19 protein-coding genes and 1 other annotated feature are annotated in these 17,140 nt (G+C 35.6%); of the genes, 17 read left to right on the forward strand and 2 right to left on the reverse strand.

Annotated elements, in window-relative coordinates; translation table 11 throughout:
* The 3 genes from BAQ44_RS22735 to BAQ44_RS22750 form a co-directional block, all read left to right on the forward strand.
* On the forward strand, positions 1-982 hold a 982-nt coding region (locus BAQ44_RS22735; RefSeq protein ID WP_071723972.1), incomplete at its 5' end, for an RNA-guided endonuclease TnpB family protein.
* A gap of 386 nt (positions 983-1,368) precedes the next feature.
* Entirely contained in the window at positions 1,369-1,578 is a 210-nt protein-coding gene (locus BAQ44_RS22745) for a hypothetical protein (protein ID WP_071723975.1), read from the forward strand.
* 237 nt (positions 1,579-1,815) lie between these two features.
* Positions 1,816-3,399, forward strand: coding sequence for an esterase/lipase family protein (locus tag BAQ44_RS22750; protein ID WP_413551112.1), 1,584 nt, complete (start codon positions 1,816-1,818; stop codon positions 3,397-3,399).
* 164 nt (positions 3,400-3,563) lie between these two features.
* Here BAQ44_RS22750 and BAQ44_RS22755 read toward each other — a convergent pair whose 3' ends face one another.
* Positions 3,564-4,157, reverse strand: a complete 594-nt coding sequence (locus BAQ44_RS22755; RefSeq protein WP_071723979.1) for a preprotein translocase — start codon at positions 4,155-4,157, stop codon at positions 3,564-3,566.
* A 462-nt stretch (positions 4,158-4,619) separates the two neighbouring features.
* Between BAQ44_RS22755 and spoVS the strand changes: the two genes are divergently transcribed.
* Positions 4,620-4,892, forward strand: a complete 273-nt coding sequence (spoVS, locus tag BAQ44_RS22760) for a stage V sporulation protein SpoVS (protein ID WP_061678591.1) — start codon at positions 4,620-4,622, stop codon at positions 4,890-4,892.
* Between the two features lie 118 nt (positions 4,893-5,010).
* Here the strand turns inward: spoVS and BAQ44_RS22765 are convergent, their stop codons facing one another.
* Positions 5,011-5,853 carry a hypothetical protein gene (locus tag BAQ44_RS22765; RefSeq protein ID WP_071723981.1) on the reverse strand — a complete coding sequence of 281 codons (843 nt, stop codon included), beginning with the start codon at positions 5,851-5,853 and terminating at the stop codon, positions 5,011-5,013.
* Positions 5,854-5,962: 109 nt separating this feature from the next.
* Here BAQ44_RS22765 and BAQ44_RS22770 point away from each other — a divergent pair, with 109 nt between their 5' ends.
* The 13 genes from BAQ44_RS22770 to BAQ44_RS22830 all read left to right on the forward strand — a co-directional run bounded on the left by BAQ44_RS22770 (position 5,963) and on the right by BAQ44_RS22830 (position 16,907).
* Positions 5,963-6,610 carry an HD domain-containing protein gene (locus BAQ44_RS22770; protein WP_071723983.1) on the forward strand — a complete coding sequence of 216 codons (648 nt, stop codon included), beginning with the start codon at positions 5,963-5,965 and terminating at the stop codon, positions 6,608-6,610.
* The gene (locus BAQ44_RS22775; RefSeq protein WP_061679547.1) at positions 6,607-8,502 is read left to right on the forward strand and encodes an ABC-F family ATP-binding cassette domain-containing protein; all 1,896 of its coding nucleotides are present in this window, start codon (positions 6,607-6,609) and stop codon (positions 8,500-8,502) included. Before BAQ44_RS22770 ends, BAQ44_RS22775 begins: the two co-directional genes overlap by 4 nt.
* Positions 8,503-8,577: 75 nt before the next feature.
* On the forward strand, positions 8,578-9,309 hold the full coding sequence (locus BAQ44_RS22780; protein WP_063262724.1) for a Bax inhibitor-1/YccA family protein: 732 nt from the start codon (positions 8,578-8,580) through the stop codon (positions 9,307-9,309).
* A 104-nt stretch (positions 9,310-9,413) separates the two neighbouring features.
* A complete protein-coding gene (locus BAQ44_RS22785; protein ID WP_071723985.1) occupies positions 9,414-9,668 on the forward strand; it encodes a DUF4318 domain-containing protein in 255 nt (84 codons plus the stop codon).
* Between the two features lie 209 nt (positions 9,669-9,877).
* Positions 9,878-10,213, forward strand: a complete 336-nt coding sequence (locus BAQ44_RS22790; protein ID WP_071723987.1) for a single-stranded DNA-binding protein — start codon at positions 9,878-9,880, stop codon at positions 10,211-10,213.
* Between the two features lie 132 nt (positions 10,214-10,345).
* Positions 10,346-11,473 carry a conserved virulence factor C family protein gene (locus BAQ44_RS22795; protein ID WP_063262727.1) on the forward strand — a complete coding sequence of 376 codons (1,128 nt, stop codon included), beginning with the start codon at positions 10,346-10,348 and terminating at the stop codon, positions 11,471-11,473.
* A 3-nt stretch (positions 11,474-11,476) separates the two neighbouring features.
* Complete coding sequence (locus tag BAQ44_RS22800; RefSeq protein WP_071723989.1) at positions 11,477-11,860, forward strand: thiol-disulfide oxidoreductase DCC family protein; 384 nt, start codon at positions 11,477-11,479, stop codon at positions 11,858-11,860.
* A gap of 83 nt (positions 11,861-11,943) precedes the next feature.
* On the forward strand, positions 11,944-12,378 hold the full coding sequence (locus BAQ44_RS22805; RefSeq protein ID WP_061679552.1) for a BrxA/BrxB family bacilliredoxin: 435 nt from the start codon (positions 11,944-11,946) through the stop codon (positions 12,376-12,378).
* A gap of 49 nt (positions 12,379-12,427) precedes the next feature.
* Positions 12,428-13,204: a class I SAM-dependent methyltransferase gene (locus BAQ44_RS22810; protein ID WP_071723991.1), complete on the forward strand. Its 777-nt coding sequence runs from the start codon at positions 12,428-12,430 to the stop codon at positions 13,202-13,204.
* Positions 13,205-13,244: 40 nt separating this feature from the next.
* Positions 13,245-13,459 (forward strand) — a binding site (T-box leader).
* 45 nt (positions 13,460-13,504) lie between these two features.
* Positions 13,505-15,193, forward strand: a complete 1,689-nt coding sequence (gene argS, locus BAQ44_RS22815) for an arginine--tRNA ligase (protein WP_071723993.1) — start codon at positions 13,505-13,507, stop codon at positions 15,191-15,193.
* A 116-nt stretch (positions 15,194-15,309) separates the two neighbouring features.
* A complete protein-coding gene (locus BAQ44_RS22820) occupies positions 15,310-15,639 on the forward strand; it encodes a DUF2085 domain-containing protein (protein ID WP_071723995.1) in 330 nt (109 codons plus the stop codon).
* A gap of 19 nt (positions 15,640-15,658) precedes the next feature.
* The gene (locus BAQ44_RS22825; protein ID WP_071723997.1) at positions 15,659-15,877 is read left to right on the forward strand and encodes a hypothetical protein; all 219 of its coding nucleotides are present in this window, start codon (positions 15,659-15,661) and stop codon (positions 15,875-15,877) included.
* Positions 15,878-16,028: 151 nt separating this feature from the next.
* Complete coding sequence (locus BAQ44_RS22830) at positions 16,029-16,907, forward strand: class I SAM-dependent methyltransferase (RefSeq protein WP_071723998.1); 879 nt, start codon at positions 16,029-16,031, stop codon at positions 16,905-16,907.
* Positions 16,908-17,140: the final 233 nt, after the last annotated feature.

Below are 17,140 nucleotides of genomic sequence, written 5' to 3' on the forward strand. Positions count from 1 at the left end.
TAAGTTTCCGAATTATTCTCGTTCCACTGATAAACGAATTATTGAAATCTATCAAGTGCCAAAAGTGGATGAGAACGGGTATTGGACGATTCCGATGAGTGTTGCATTCAGGAAAAAATTCGGTTCCATTAAAATACGTATGCCAAAGAACTTAAGGAATAAAAAAATCTCCTACATTGAGATTGTACCGAAGCAAAAAGGTCGGTTCTTTGAGGTGCATTACACATATGAAATGCACGTTTCTCAAATGAAGAAACAACCCACGACTATTAGTAACGCTTTGAGTTGCGATTTAGGTGTAGACAGATTAGTAAGTTGTGTAACAAATACAGGTGATACATTCTTAATTGATGGAAAAAAATTAAAATCCATAAACCAATACTTCAACAAAAAGATACGTAATCTAGGGCTGAAAAATGTAGAAAATGGAATTTCAAAACGTGTTGTAACGAATAGAATGGCTGCACTTTGGCATAAACGGGAAAGACAAATAAATGGTTACATTTCACAAACTGTAGGCCTGTTGTTCAAAAAAGTGAAAGCATTCGATATAGATACGATTGTCGTAGGGTATAACACGGGTTGGAAACAAAAATCTGATATGGGCAAAAAGAATAATCAAAAGTTTGTTCAAATCCCATTTCATAAACTGATTGTAGCAATTGAGAATAAATGTGTAAAAGAAGGCATCCGATTTTTGAAACAAGAAGAAAGCTATACTTCAAAAGCCAGTTTCTTAGACAAAGATCCGGTTCCAGTTTGGTCTAAGGATAATAGAGCCCAATATTATTTTAGCGGCAAACGAATCACTCGTGGTCTGTATCAAAGTAAAGCAGGAACATGTATTCATGCGGATATTAATGGTGCGCTGAATACATTGCAAAAATCACAAGTTGTAGAATTGGATGGCAATCTCAAAGTAAAAACGCCGATTCTATTAGAAGTGCAAAAACGTAAGGCTGTTGCTTCGCGCATAGCTTAGTGGGTGTGTCAACCATCCATGTGTACTCGACTTGTCGGGGCTTGTAGCACACGCCGGATTCATCTGAGTGGTGGCTTTTTCCGTAAGGAGGAACTGCTCTTTTTCGAAAGGGTGGTGCAAGTGGGAAAACAATCGTTCGTTGCCAGTACCAACCAAAAACATACTTGAGGTGTTACCATAGGGTGGCATGAATGCTAGAGCGTCAATTGTCTAGCAATAGACGAAAAGACCTAGCATTCGAACTCAAGCCCCCACTGAAACGATTCATCTCAGTGGGGGTAGTTGACGTAAACTAAAATTATGTTTTATTAATAGCACATTTAAAATGGACATGCATATACTATAATGTTTTTTAAGTTATGAAAATTAAAGAGGTGCTATTATATATGAAAAGAAGAACATTTAATATTCCAGTTACATTGCGAAGAGAGTGGTTTTTAATAGAATTAGCCCATTTAACGAAAAAATATGGAATTGAAATTGCAACTAACAAAATGGAAACTGCACCGTTTTTAAGAGATCAAGTTACGGAATCGAAAATAGGGTCAGGGCTCCAATATGATAAATATGATGATGAGTATATCATTGATTTATAAGAAAGAAGCTGCGTATAAAAGGTTATGGTATAAACCTTTTATACGCAGCTTTTTTAGTTAGAAATATATTGAGAAATTTTTAATGAGCTTAATAGGAAAAGGAATGAATACATGTTGAGAGAATATCGTTTCATAAGAAAGGACAGTTACTATTTATCCACCTATAAAATAACTAGAGTAAAAATAGTACTTCCTTTCAAAAAAGGGGGAATGTTAATGAGGATTTTGAAAAGGTGTATGTTATTACTTCTCGCATTTTTTATTATGACTCCGATGGCTGTTAGTACGAAGGTAGAGGCGGAGGAAGTAAAAGAAATTAAAACAGGATTTCCAGATAAAGAAGTAGCTACACCTGGAGAATGGTTTTTAGGTCAAAAACCTGCAAATTATGATGAGAATAAACCTCCAATTCTTTTTGTACAAGGAAGGAATGGGAATGCTGATAGTTGGTATGGAAAGACAGTGTATCATGATATAAATGATATGTATGATTATGCTTTGAAAGCAGGCTATCAAACAGTATTTATACAATTATATGATGCTGCTGGAAAAGGCTCAGCTAGTCAGTGGGACAACGGAAAATTGTTAGCACAAAAATTAGAAGAAATATATAATCATTTCGGTAAAAAAGTTAATATTGTAGCACATAGTAAAGGCGGTATCGATACACAGGCTGCATTAGTAGGATATGGCGCAAATCGATTTGTCGGAAATGTTATTACGCTTGCGACGCCACATCATGGATCAAACTTGGCGGATTTATCATATAGTTGGTGGGCGGGATGGCTTGCTTCTATATTAGGTCAAAAAGATGATGGTACGTATTCATTACAAATGGGGGAAATGGCAAAATTTCGTTCAACGATTGATAATAATCCAGCAGCTAAATTAAACCGTTACTATACGGCTACCGGGACTAGCTGGGGACCAGTATTTTCTGCTTTATCTATGGGCGGGCTCTATTTGTCATCATACGGTTCAAATGATGGATTAGTAAATGAGTGGAGTGCTAAGTTACCGTATGGAACGCATTTATTTACAGATTCCAAATTTGATCATGATAATATACGAAAAGGATCTGCTGTTTTCTCTCGAATTGAACCATATTTACGTACATCAAATGTAGCTGTACCAGCTTTAGTAGCATCCAGCACTAGTTCAAATGAAAATATAGAACAATTAAATACAACTTCAAATCAAAACATACTAGGAGGAGAATTGCCACAAAATCAGTGGATAGAGCAAACTGTTGCGGTGGATAAAAAAGCTGAAGGAATCGTTTCTATCTTAACAGCGTCTTCTGATGTAGAAGTGCAAATGATATCTCCAAAAGGAAAAATGTATACAAATAAAGATAGCGTTATAACTGCTGGTGAAGGTGAATCTTTCTTTAATGGTGCAACAATTAGAACATTTAAATTTGATAAAATGGATGTAGGAGAATGGAAAGTTAAAATGAAGGCGAAGCAGTCGAAAGATGCATATTTAGTTGTGAGCGATTACAATAGTGGTGCGCCATTTGTTCTCCAAATGCCTACAAAAGTTAAAGTGAATAAATCTGAGTATAAACTGAAAAAATCACCTGTGGCGCCTGAAATGAAAGGGGATCTTTCCATAACAGTAAGAGTAGTTAATAAAGAAGGAAAACTAGTCTCTGAATATAATGAATTACAAAATGTTAATAATACTACATTTTCTGGTGCTTTAAAGGACATAAAGCAACCAGGAGTATACAACGTTACGATGGATATAAAAGGGATGAATAAAGAAGGACAACCATACAATCGTACAATTGTTAAGTCGGTTTATGTGGAGAAGTAAGAAAGAATGAGGGGTTTTAATATAAAAAGTACCGAACTTTTGTAATAGAAAAGTTCGGTACTTTTTTCATGTTATTAGATTAACAGAAAAGCATAATGGGAATCAAAAGAACAGTATTCAATAAAAAAAAATGCTGAAATAGCATCTGAATGTGAAGATGATTATTAACTTAGTTTTATAACTGTTAATTCAACTGAATTGATACCATTATCACAAGTTGCAATACTTTGACGATTAAAACCACTATTATTTTTCAGTTGAAGAGTTGAATTAGCGGTAACTGTAACGATCGTTTCGCCTGCAAGTTGTAGGCATTCGTTATTGGATGAAGTATTCATTTGAAAAGCAAAGTCACCTTGACTATTAGCAAGTGGATTGTCATTTAGAAATATAGTCATGACTGGAATATGTGGAAACACAGGATTTACAGTAGTGTTAATCGTTGAAATGAAAGAAACTCTATAATCACCCGCTTGACTAAATTGTATCGTAGTAGGATTTAGTAAGGAAACGCCTCCTGCTATAGGGCCAACGTGATTAAACGGAAAAGGATCTCCAAAAGGAACAGTTATAAACTCTGTTTGCCAAAAAGTGCCGTATGCCGGACAGCTTTTTTTACAGGAACTAGAAGAGGAATTGCAGGAGCATTTTTTACAGGAACTAGAAGAGGAATTGCAGGAGCATTTTTTATATGAGCTAGAAGAAGATTTACATGAACATTTTTTATTGGAGTTTGAAGAATGATAGTAAGAACCCAATATATTACCTCCTATTATGAATGAAGTGTATACTCATAGTATTTTATGCCTGTCTTATATAAAAGGTGATAGATTTGGAGTATAAAGTGCTAATACGATGAAATATAGTAATAGAATAGAAGATGTAACCATTTTTGAAGAAGAAAAGGTTAATGATTGATAAAAATATCAGTGGAATATCTTGAAAGATTGAAGTATAGCGGGAATGCTTATTTTAATTTCACATGTAGAAGTAAAACCGTTATCCTCAGGTGCAATGATGTTAGTATTTAAGAGTTTTTATATTAGAGTTTATAGTTGTTTCCCTTTATTTACGTAGTAGAGCAGGAAGAAGACGAAAAGTATCGAATGAATGTACATATGTAGCATTGTTTGCTTTTGGTGTGAATAGTAGTAAAAGATACGTTGAAATATTTTAAACGGTAACAAAAGAGCGATTAAATAATAGAGGGAGCAACTTACATGGAAAATATATTAAAGGTATCTTCAAAATCAAAACCAAATTCAGTGGCAGGTGCAATTGCAGGTGTACTAAGAACAAGTGGAAATGTAGAAATTCAAGCGATTGGGGCTGGCTCTTTAAATCAGGCAATTAAAGCAATTGCGATCGCAAGAGGGTTTGTTGCTCCAAGTGGTATTGACTTAGCCTTTGTTCCAGCGTTTCAAGAGGTTACTATTAATGATCAAGAAAGAACGGCGATTAAATTAATTATTGGTCCTAGAAAGAAAAGGTAACTGTAGTAACTCACTATTGAAATAACATTTAACATAACAAACAAAAAGTGTCACAAATGCTTATAACCTACGCATTTGTGACACTTTTTTTGTTTTATTTAAATTGAAATGGATAACCTTAAAACTGCTCATTCTTCTCCCAGGATTCCACAATATAATGTGCAATCGTCGGGTTGAATCCTTTCCCAACTAAAAACATAATCGCCGCAACTTCTGTTAAAGCGTGTTTGTGTGATGTATGTTTTGCTTCATTTAAACCGTAGTCTACCCAAGGTTTTACGAAATCTAGTACAGGTTTCTTTAAAGGTAAAAACTGTGTACCGACAACTTGTTGAATTTGTTGTTGCGTTGGTTCTGTAATTGGTCCAGGCGGTAAGATTTGAGGCTGTGTGATATCAAATGTTGGTCCTGGTGGTAAGATTTGTGGTTGTGTAGGATCGATTGTAGGGCCAGGCGGTAAAATTTGTGGTTGCGTAGGATCAAGTGTTGGTGGTTTAGGTGGTGAAACACGCGCGTCATAGTTTGGTTGATACATTTGCGGCTGATATTGTGGTTGTTGAGGCTGTGTTGCATATGGATTTTGTTGAAATTGTTGTTCTTGATTTTGTGGTGCTGCGTATGGATTTTGTTGAAATTGTTGTTCTTGATTTTGTGGTGCCGCATATGGATTTTGTTGATATTGTTGCTCTTGATTTTGTGGTGTTGCATATGGATTTTGTTGGAATTCTTGTTCTTGATTTTGCGGTGCTGCGTATGGGTTTTGAGGGTAATCATAATTTGGACGTGTGTCGTATGCGTTTTGTTGATAATTAGCTTCTTGGTTTTGCGTTGTTGCGTATGGATTTTGTTCGAATTGTTGTTCTTGTTTCTCATATTCCTCATATTGTTCTTCATATCGTTGTTCCTGTTGCTGAGGGTAAAATGGTTGTTGTGGATAAGGCGGTTGATTATTATAGAACATATTTGTTCCTCCTTCATGGTGATGCTTACCACTCAGTGTATGGGCGGACAAGAAAATATGTGATGAAAAAATGCGGGCGTGTTACAATAAGTAACTGGGTGAAGATAAAATGACAAAACAAGAAAAGATTCAAAAAACAATTACTTTTGTAAAACATATTTTAGAAAAAGATGCGAGTGGGCATGATTGGTATCATATTGAACGCGTACATAAACTGGCGATTTCTTTATCCGAGCAAGAAGGAGGAAATCGTTTTATAATTGAAATGGCAGCATTACTTCACGATGTGGCAGATGAGAAGTTAAATGAAAGTGAAGAAGCAGGAATGAAAAAAGTTTCTGATTGGTTAGAAGAATTACATGTGGAAGAAGAGGAAAGTAAACATGTTCTTCATATCATTGCTAATATGTCTTATAAAGGTGGTCATGGCGGTAAAGTGGAGTCACTTGAAGGGAAGCTTGTTCAAGATGCGGATCGCTTAGACGCTCTTGGAGCAATTGGAATAGCTCGCACATTTGCGTATGGTGGGGCGAAAGGGAGATTAATGTATGATCCAACTATTCCTCCGCGTGAAGTGATGACGAAAGATGAATATAGAAAAAATAACGATCCATCTTTAAATCATTTTTATGAAAAACTTTTGAAACTAAAAGACTTAATGAATACGGACGCAGCAAAACAAGAGGCTGAAGTTCGACATCGTTATATGGAACAGTTTATTGAACAATTTATGAAAGAGTGGAATGCACAAATATGAAAATGTTAACTGTGGAAAACTTATCGAAATCATACGGAGAAAAACCGTTATTTGATGGATTATCATGTAGTATTACAGAAGGACAACGTGTCGGGATTATTGGTGTAAACGGTACTGGTAAATCGACATTATTAAAAATTATTGCAGGATTAGAAACTCCTGATACAGGTGATATGACGCATTCACGTGGGTATACAATTAGTTATTTATCACAGCAACCAGAGTTTGATGAAAAACTAACAGTATTAGAGCAAGTGTTCCATGGTGATACACCTTTAATTCGTCTTCTTCGTGATTATGAACAATCGTTATTAAATATCGAAAAAGATCCAAGTAATGAAAAAGTACAGGAACAATTATTTGCAGTGCAGCAACGTATGGATGCGATGAGTGCATGGGAAGCAAATGCGAATGCAAAATCGTTATTAACGAAATTAGGAATTACTGATTTTACAGCAACTGTTGGGAATTTATCTGGTGGACAGAAAAAACGTATTGCGATGGCGCAATGTTTTATTGAAACACCGGATCTATTAATTTTAGATGAGCCTACGAACCATCTTGACCATGAGACAGTGGAATGGTTAGAGGAATATTTAGCACGATATAATGGTGCCGTATTACTTGTAACCCATGATCGTTATTTCTTAGATCGTGTGACGAATCGTATTTTTGAATTAGACAATGGTAAACTATATAGTTACGAAGGAAACTATAGTACATTTTTAGAAGCGAAAGCACTTCGTGAAGAACAAGAAATTGCACAAGAATCAAAACGTCAAAACTTATACCGCCGCGAACTAGCATGGATTCGACGTGGTGCAAAAGCTCGTTCGACAAAGCAAAAAGCACGTATTCAACGATTTGATGAGTTAAAAGGTCAAGAAGGACCAGCTGCAAAGCAGTCAGTTGATATTGCGCTTAGCGGGAGTCGCCTTGGCAAAAAAGTACTTGAGTTAAAAGATGTAACGAAAAAATTCGGTGATAAAACGGTATTACACAACTTTAATCATATAGTGAAGCCGGGCGATCGCATCGGGATTATCGGAGCGAATGGAAGCGGGAAATCTTCTCTTTTAAATATGCTTGCAGGTAAGCTATCTCCTGATAGTGGTGAAGTTGAAGTAGGACAAACTGTAAAAGTTGCTTATTATACGCAAGAAAATGAAGAGATGAATTTAAATCAGCGTATGATTGAATACATTAAAGAGATTGCAGAAGTTATTCATACGACAGATGGAAAAGTAATTGGTGCATCTCAAATGCTAGAACGTTTCTTATTCCCGACGCATTCACATGGTACACCGCTTGGTAAACTATCTGGTGGTGAAAGAAGACGTTTATTTTTATTACGTATTTTAATGGGAGAACCAAACGTACTATTACTTGATGAACCTACGAATGATCTAGATACACAAACATTAACAGTACTGGAAGATTATTTAGAAGATTTCCCAGGTGTCGTTTTAACTGTATCGCATGACCGTTACTTCTTAGATAAAGTAGTAGATGAATTATTCATCTTTAGTGGCGGAGGCGAAGTGCGTGAATTCCTAGGTAGTTATACGGACTTTTTAGAAATGGAAAAGACGAAAGAACTTATTGAGAAGGCGGAAGTTCAAAAAGAGAAAAAAGTGGTAGAAGAAGCGCCGAAACAACAACGTAAACGTAAACTTTCATACAATGAGCAGCGTGAATGGGAAACAATTGAAGATACAATTGCCGAACTAGAAGAGAAAATTGAGTCAATTGGAGAAGAACTTGCGAAAGTTGGATCTGATTTCACAAAGGCACAAGAATTATCTGAAGCACAGCAGAAAACAGAAGAAGAGCTAGAAAAAACGATGGAAAGATGGAGCGAACTATCAGACATCGTTGAAGGATTAAAATAAAAACAAGCTGCATATATTGAAAAGTAAAGAGAAAAACTTTACACTATTGGTAGAACCTATTTTAGGAGGGAAAAAATGAGAACATCTAATCCAATGTTGAAAAAAGAGGCATTCCGTAAAGAGGGAGCAAGCGCTTCTGCGATGACAATTGGCGGAACAGTAGGCAAAACGTTTATTATGCTTATCTTGCTACTTGCAACGTCTGTCTATTCATACATACAGATGATAGAGGGTACGATGAAAATGCCAGTTTTAATTGGTTCTTTAATCGTTGCGGCAATCATCGCATTTGCGTCTATGTTCTTCCCGCGTATTTCACCTTTTGGTGCACCAATCTATGCGGCGGTAGAAGGGGTTGTATTAGGTAGTATTTCAGCTGTTTATACAATGAAGTTTGGCGACTCTATCGTTTTAAATGCTGTATTACTAACAATCTCAATTCTATTTGCAATGTTAGTGTTATATGCAACGCGCGTAGTAAAGGTAACGGATAAATTCCGTACAGGCGTGATGGCAGCGACACTTGGAATTATGGTTATGTACTTAGTCGTATTTCTACTAAACATGTTTGGTGTAACGGTTCCGTACATTCACCAAGGTGGTACAATCGGCATTATTATTAGTGCAGTTGTTATCGTAGTTGCTGCATTAAACTTATTACTAGATTTCGATTTAATCGAAAATGGTGTACGTAGTCAAGCTCCAAAATATATGGAGTGGTACACTGCAATGGGACTAATGCTTACATTAGTTTGGTTATACTTAGAAATTCTTCGTTTTGTTTCTTACTTTACGAAAAATGACTAATAAAAAAATCCTGCATGAAAAATGCAGGATTTTTTTATTTTCAAAGATAAATTGAGAATGTAGTATCATTGGATGCTGTTAATTTGAAATGAAGGGGATGGAATATGATGAAAGAGAAGAAAGGAATTATGAAAAAACTATTTTCTAAAAGTTTTTTCATAGAACTAGATGATGCTTTAACGTATCCATCAGCAGAAGTTATTACTTCAGCAATAGAAAGATATGTGGCTGAATGTAATGAAAGACTAAAATTTGAGAGTAAAGTTAAACCGATTACTTTTTACTTAGAGAATGTAATGTACCGCGTTGAGATAAAAATGGCTCGCGGTGGATATTACATTTCATGCAGTGAAGTATAAAGTGAAACTTTAATCAGTGGGGGGTCTTACTGCCCATTAAAGCGGGATAAATTTTGAAACCTTACATGTTTTAAATATGTAAGGTTTCTTTTTTGTTTATATAAGATATAAAAATAATATTTTTTACTATAAAATATATTGTTTTACGCTTTTTACCCTTCACACATTTTTCTTTACAATGAAGAAAAATATGTGAGGTGGTATAACCTATGATGAATCGAGTTGTATTAATCGGTAGATTGACAAAGGAGCCAGAATTATACTACACAAAGCAAGGCGTCGCGTATGCACGAGTATGTGTTGCGGTGAATAGAGGTTTTCGAAATAGTTTAGGTGAGCAACAAGTAGATTTTATTAATTGCGTCGTATGGAGAAGGTCAGCTGAGAATGTAACTGAATATTGTAAGAAAGGGTCACTTGTTGGAATTACAGGACGTATTCATACGAGAAATTACGAGGATGATCAAGGAAAGAGAATATATGTAACGGAAGTTATGATTGAGAGCATTACATTTTTGGAGAAAAGGCGGGAGGGTGCATCATAATAAGAAGTGACTTGAGGAAATTAAAGTATGATGGTGGAAAGAAATCAGCAAAATAAAGCATCCGAGTAGGAGTATAGAGTGGTAACATGTTACAATACAGCTAAGAACATGCAATAAAGGAGAGTTTTTTACGTGAAGATTAAAGCAATTGAACCGACGCCAAGTCCAAATACAATGAAAGTTATTTTGAACGAAGTATTACCATCAGGAGCGCGTAATAATTATACAAATGAAAATAAAGAACAAGCACCAATGCAAGTGCAAGAAATTTTGAAAATTGAAGGCATTAAAGGTGTATATCATGTAGCCGACTTTTTAGCAGTGGAGCGAAATGCGAAGTTTGACTGGAAAGTTTTATTACAACAAGTTCGTGCTGTTTTCGGCGAAGAAGTAGTGGAAGAAAGTGAAGAACAACAACTTGCTCATTTTGGGGAAGTGAAAGTGTTTGTTCAAATGTTCTTTACAATTCCAATGCAAGTCAAGTTAACTGATGGAACAACAGAAGAACGCGTTGGTTTACCAGATCGTTTTAAAGAATCAATTATGAAAGTACAAATGTCTGCGCCAAACGTTGTAAAAGAACGTAAATGGGTGGAACAAAGTACACGTTACGGTAATTTTGAAGAAATAGGGAAAGAAGTAGTAGAAGAGATTGTTGCTGCTTATTCAGAAGAACGTGTAAATGAAACGGTTAAAGAATTATTAAACCAGGCAGGTGCTGTTGAAGTAACGATTCAAAAGCGTGAGCCATATAAAGTAACAGAAGAGATGATGAAAGATGCTGACTGGAAAAACCGTTTTGCAGCATTAGAACAAATGGATCCTACTGAAGAAGATATGCCAGTGTTGAAGATGGCGTTAGATGATGAAAAAGTTTCGATCCGCCGTTTAGCAACAGCATATTTAGGTATGGTAAAAGGTGATGGAGTATTGCCGTTATTATATAAAGCGCTATTAGATCGTTCAGTAAGTGTTCGCCGTACAGCGGGTGATTGCTTATCAGACGTAGGTGATCCAGCAGCGATGTTCGTTATGATTAAATCTCTGAAAGATTCAAGTAAATTAGTACGCTGGCGTGCAGCGATGTTCTTATTTGAACTTGGAGATGAAAGTGCGATTCCGGCATTAAAAGCAGCGCAAGATGATCCAGAGTTTGAAGTAGCGATGCAAGCGCGTCTAGCATTAGAGCGTATTGAAGGCGGAGAAGAAGCAAAAGGTTCTGTATGGAAACAAATGACGGAGTCTCGTAAAGGGGAATAATGTATGATTGTTTTCTATGATAGTTGGTGCCCGATGTGTACGGCGGTTGCAGAACGTACGAAAAAATTAGATAAAAAGGGTAAGATGAATTTTGTTTCATTTCGAGATGAAGATGTAGTTGAGAAGTATGAACTTTCTCAAGAACTACAAAGTAAGATGGAACAAAGATTGTATATTTTTAAAAATAATAAGTGGTATAACGGAATTCATAGCATACATGTATTAGCAAAGGCTGTTCCATCTTACTGGTTTGCTGTTCCTTTTATAAAACTATCTATCGTACTCGGATTTGGAAGTAAAGTATACGATTATATCGCTAACAATAGAAAACTTGTTCCAGTTGGACATTGCCGTGAAGGGGTTTGTGAAATCCCTACAAAAAAATGAAATCATCGTAATCTTTCTTTTGCACCTAGTAATAGAGCGTGATATGATGAATTTGGAATGAAAGTTGAAGGAGAGATTACAAGATGTCAAATGCTTATGAAGAATACATGCGCCAAATGGTAATCCCAATGCGTCAAGAATTAGTGCGTTCTGGGTTTGAAGAGTTAACTACAGAAGAAGCTGTAACAGAATTTATGGAAAAAGCATCAGGTACAACTTTAGTAGTTGTAAACTCAGTTTGTGGTTGTGCAGCTGGTTTAGCACGTCCATCAGCAGGTCAAGCAGTTGTTCGTGCTGAAAAACAACCTGATCATCTTGTAACTGTATTCGCAGGTCAAGATAAAGATGCTACTGCAAAAATGCGTGAATACTTCGGAGAAATTCCTCCATCTTCACCATCTATGGCATTGTTAAAAGGTAAAGAAGTTGTTCACTTCATTCACCGTCATGAAATTGAAGGTGCAACTATGGACGAAATTATTACGAACTTAGAACAAGCTTTCGAAAAGAATTGCTAAAGAAGGGGGAGAGTAAATCTCCCTCTTTTCTTTATATAGAGGTGAAAAAATGATCGTAACAACAGCAGGAAGAACGAACAAAGAAATGACAGATTATGCAAATAAGGTAGCAGCAGAATTAAATGTTTCTTTCGTTAAACGTAATGACATACCAGTACATAAACTACATGAGCAATATGAACAAGATGTACTTGTTGTAGGAAAAAATCGATTAGCTATTTATCCAAAAGGAACGGAGGAGTCGTTTTTCTTTCATCCAAACTCAGCGATGTTTCGTGTGAAAAGATTAATGCGCGGAGAACACGACCCGTTTGTACAAGCCACGCAATTAGAGAGCGGAATGACAGTGTTAGATTGTACGCTCGGTATGGCATCAGATAGTATTGTAGCTAGTTATATTGTTGGTGAAAGCGGAACAGTAACGGGGCTTGAAGGCAATGAATATATGGCTTATATTATGGAAAATGGTTTAAAAACATGGTCTTCATCCGTTTCTGAAATTGATGAGGCAATGCAACGAATCGATGTGAAGCAAACGGAGCATTACGCATTTTTAAAACAATGTGAAGATAATAGTTATGATGTTGTGTACCTTGATCCAATGTTCGAAGAAACTGTTATAGAATCAGATGGAATAAAAGGATTAAAACACTTCGCTTTGTATCATGATATTACTGATGAAACAATTGCGGAAGCGAAACGTGTGGCGAGAAAGCGTGTCGTTTTGAAAGACCATTTCCGTAGTTCTAGATTTGAAAAACACAATTTTCACGTGTACAAAAGAAAAAGTGCTAAGTTTCACTTTGGTGTAATTGACCCTTGCTAATTGTTTGAAAAGATGTATAATAAGCAATAATTAATTAAATATAATGTCTGTGATGAAGAGAGTAGTCTTTTTTAGAAGGAAAGCGAGCTAGGGATGGTGTGAGCCTAGTGCGGAAGGAAAAGATGAAGCGCACTTCGGAGATGCTTCTTGAACGAATAGTAGAGTAAGCCGAGGCCCCCTGTCCTCGTTATAAACGGGAAAGTGGTTCGTAATGAACAACAAGGGTGGTACCACGGGTTTAAGCTCGTCTCTTTTTTAGAGACGAGTTTTTTGTGTTTTAAAAAATAAGGAGGTTGTAGTATGGATTATAAAACGCAGTTTGCGGAAGGTTTATCCCATATTTTCAAGAATGAATTAACGCAAAATCAAATTTTAGAGTTAATTGAAACACCGAAACAAGATGAATTCGGAGATGCGGCATTTCCATGTTTTTCACTTGCGAAGCAATATAAAAAATCACCAGCTATTATCGCACAGGAAGTTGCGGAGAAATTAAGTGATCCATTTTTTACGAAAGTAGAGGCCGTTGGTCCTTATGTAAATGTATTTTTTAATCGTGAAACTGTAAGTGATGACGTATTAAAAATGGTTTTAGCGGAGAAAGAAGAGTATGGTCAAAATCACTTTGGTTGTGAAAAAACGGTAGTTATCGATTATTCCTCTCCTAATATCGCGAAACCTTTTTCAATGGGGCATTTACGTTCTACAATGATTGGAAATTCACTGAAGCATATCGCTGAAAAATGCGACTATGAAGTTGTAGGAATTAATTATATTGGAGACTGGGGAACACAGTTTGGAAAGTTAATTACCGCCTATAAAAAGTGGGGAAATGAAGAAGTAGTGAAAGAAGATCCAATCCGTGAACTATTTAAGTTATACGTTCAATTCCACGAAGAGGTAAAAGACGACGAAGAGCTAGAAGAAGAAGGACGCGCTTGGTTTAAGAAATTAGAAGAAGGTGATGAAGAAGCTGTTGAGCTTTGGAATTGGTTCCGTCATGAATCTTTAAAAGAATTTTCTCGTATTTATGAACTTCTCGGTGTTGAATTTACTAATTTTCAAGGAGAAGCTTTTTATAATAATTTAATGGAAGATTTTATTGGGATTTTAGAAGAGCATGATTTGCTTGAAGAGTCAGAAGGCGCGTTAGTCGTTAATTTAGAAGAAGAGGGAATGCCGCCTTGCTTAATTAGAAAATCAGATGGTGCGACGATTTACGCAACACGTGACTTAACGGCAGCGTTATATCGTCAAAACACATATGCGTTTGATAAAGCGTTATATGTAGTTGGCCCGGAACAAAGTTTACACTTCAATCAATTTTTTACTGTATTAAAAAAGCTTGGCTACAATTGGGTTGACGGCATGGAACATGTACCGTTTGGTTTCATTTTAAAAGATGGTAAGAAAATGTCGACACGTAAAGGAAGAGTTATTTTACTTGAAGAAGTACTTGAGGAAGCAATTGACCTTGCAAAACAAAATATTGAAGAGAAAAATCCAAACTTAAAACAGAAAGAAGAAGTAGCAAAGCAAGTCGGCGCTGGCGCAGTTATTTTCCATGATTTGAAAAATGAGCGTATGCATAATATTGAATTCTCATTAGAAAATATGCTGAAATTTGAAGGTGAAACAGGACCGTATGTACAGTACACACATGCACGTGCGTGCTCTATTTTAAGAAAAGAAAGTGTAGAATTTGAAACGTGTACCTTTGCATTAAAAGATGATCATAGCTGGAGCGTCGTAAAATTACTGAATAAATTCCCACAAGTAATTGAAGCAGCCTTCAACAAAAATGAGCCATCAATCATTTCAAAATACGTATTAGATGTAGCGCGATCGTTTAATAAATATTACGGTAATGTTCGTATATTAGAAGAGAGCGAAGAGAAAGACAGCAGACTGGCATTAGTGTATGCTGTGACAGTTGTATTAAAAGAGGGATTACGTTTACTTGGGGTGGATGCTCCTGAGGAGATGTAAATAAATATAGTAGCGAACTGAAACCCGGGTTTAGAAGGAACCTGGGTTGTTTTTTTATTAGTATATAATTATTTTGCAAAATCAATTAAAATCTTTTTAGAGAGGGGGGATTCATATTGATTCGAACTATTACTTTACAAATTCCTTGTCATAGAAAACCGGATAGAAGTTTTCTTAAACTACAAGAATACATACCTTTATGTGCGCGTTGTACAGGCATGCTTTTCGGTATTTTAATGTTTCCAATATATTTTTATATAGCACCTTCATTTCTTTTTGCAATAATACTATCATTCTCTGCTCAAATTCCGTTACTTATTGATGGATTCACCCAAAAGTGGAGATGGAGGAGTAGCACAAATTTGCTAAGAGTAACTACCGGTGTAATAAGCGGTAATGGGATGGGGTTATTTATTTCATCTAGTGTTATTTGGATATTATCTTAAGGCGGAGGTATTTACATAGATGTTCTGGATCTACATAATTCTAATTTTTATTTCAGGCGGTAGTGGAATAGGTTTTATTATTCAAAACAAATATACAGAAGCAATAATAGCATTTGTTATTTGCGCACTACTGATTGGGCTACTGTATTATTATCTTAAAAGAGACAAAAGAAAGAGAAAATCAGATTGTGGTGATGTAGACTGTACGGATTGTTTAGATTGTGATTGTACGGGTTAAATTTCTAATTATCTACCGTTCTTCCAAATAAAAAGGCTAGCGTATTGTTAAAAATACACTAGCTTTTTTGCTTTGAAATTTTAAGAATAGTGTAGGAATACGGCGGTTATATATAGAACTTTAGTTTTGTATATAAAAGGGGGCGTTACATTTGGAAACGTATGATTGGAACAGCAAACTAATATATTTAAAAAACACGAGAGATTTATATTACAACGACGATTATGTAAGTTTTTTAGTAAATACAGTTTGGAAGATTACTAAGCCAGTACATATTGTTGATTATGGTTGTGGATATGGTTATTTAGGATTAGTATTAATGCCTTTACTTCCAGAAGGGTCAAAGTATACAGGCATTGATAGTGGAGAAACATTACTAGCTGAAGCAAGAGAGTTGTTTCGTTTACTTCCGTATGAGTCACAATTTCTTGAGGGAGATGCTACAGAAATTGAATTGAACGATACATACGATATAGCAATCTGTCATGCTTTCTTATTGCATATGAGTTCGCCAAAAACGATGCTACAAAAAATGATGCATTCAGTTAAAAGTGGCGGAAAAATAATCTGTTTTGAACCACACTGGATATCAAATATGTCATCATACTCTTTAAATGGAGAGAAACAATCGGAAATTATTAGGCTAGGTGCTTTACAGCAGTTATTTGAAAGTGACACGCAGAGAAGCGGAAAAGATGGAAATGTTGGTATGAAAATACCGATGTTTTTAAGTGAACTAGGCGCAAAAAATATTGAATGTAGAGTAAGTGATAAAGTGAACTTTTTAGATTCTAATATGCAGCATAATAATAAGCAAAGTTTATATCATTCATTAAAAGAAGAGGGGATTGCAGGGAATCCAGGTGATAAGGATCAATTTATAGATCGTTTAATGACTAGAGGATTAACATATAATGATGCGCTAGCTCAATATGAAGCTGAACTCCGATTTTTTAAAGTATTTCAAATGCACTCTTCTTTAGTATATGCTCCGAATATGAAAATTACATTTGGTGACATAGAATGTTAAAAGATAGCGATTTATTGAGGGTTGTCATTATTTGTCGGTAAGTCGATATTCACCGTATAATCGCTGATATATTTTGAAAATCGTCGATAAAACGAAAGAATCGCTGATATATTTGAATTATCGCTGATATAATTTCATGTGCTGATTCCAGCTTTCAATAGATAAGATCCTCATGTAACGTTATTCCATTTAATTAAACAAAATACAGAGAAAAACAATCATTTTTACTATAT

This window comes from Bacillus mobilis (assembly GCF_001884045.1).
Classification (GTDB): domain Bacteria; phylum Bacillota; class Bacilli; order Bacillales; family Bacillaceae_G; genus Bacillus_A; species Bacillus_A mobilis.